Source organism: Mesorhizobium sp. M7A.F.Ca.AU.002.02.1.1 (genome assembly GCF_003998535.1).
GTDB classification, from domain to species: domain Bacteria; phylum Pseudomonadota; class Alphaproteobacteria; order Rhizobiales; family Rhizobiaceae; genus Mesorhizobium; species Mesorhizobium ciceri.
In genome coordinates this window covers 1-485 of sequence record NZ_RZPB01001474.1, presented here as the reverse complement: position 1 = coordinate 485, position 485 = coordinate 1, and the positions used below count along the sequence as shown (strand labels likewise).

The window sequence follows — 485 nt, the reverse complement described above, 5'->3', positions numbered from 1 at the left end:
GCATTGACCTCCACATTCGCGACGGTGAGTTCACCGTTCTGGTCGGCCCCTCCGGATGCGGCAAGAGTACCCTTTTGAGGACGATTGCAGGACTGGAGGAGAGTTCGCAAGGCACGATCGAGATTGGCGGCGAGGTGGTCAATGACTTGCGGCCGCGCGATCGTGACGTGGCGATGGTGTTTCAAGACTATGCGCTCTATCCACATATGAGCGTGGCGAAGAACATCGGCTTCGGTCTCAAGGCGCGCAAGATGCCGAAGCCCGAGGTAGAGGCGCGCGTTGCCGAGGCTGCGCGTATGCTCGGCATCATCCCCTTGCTCGGGCGATTTCCACGCCAGTTATCCGGTGGGCAGCGTCAGCGCGTCGCCATCGGCCGCGCCATAGTCCGCAACCCCCGCATCTTTCTGTTCGACGAGCCGCTGTCCAATCTGGATGCCCAGCTTCGCGACGAAATGCGCGGCGAGATCAAGCGCCTTCACCAGGAC

General features: G+C 61.6%; 1 protein-coding gene. It reads left to right on the top strand.

Annotated elements, in window-relative coordinates; all coding sequences use genetic code 11:
- A partial coding sequence (locus EN879_RS38445) for an ATP-binding cassette domain-containing protein (protein WP_127274835.1) occupies positions 1-485 on the top strand: 485 nt, incomplete at both ends.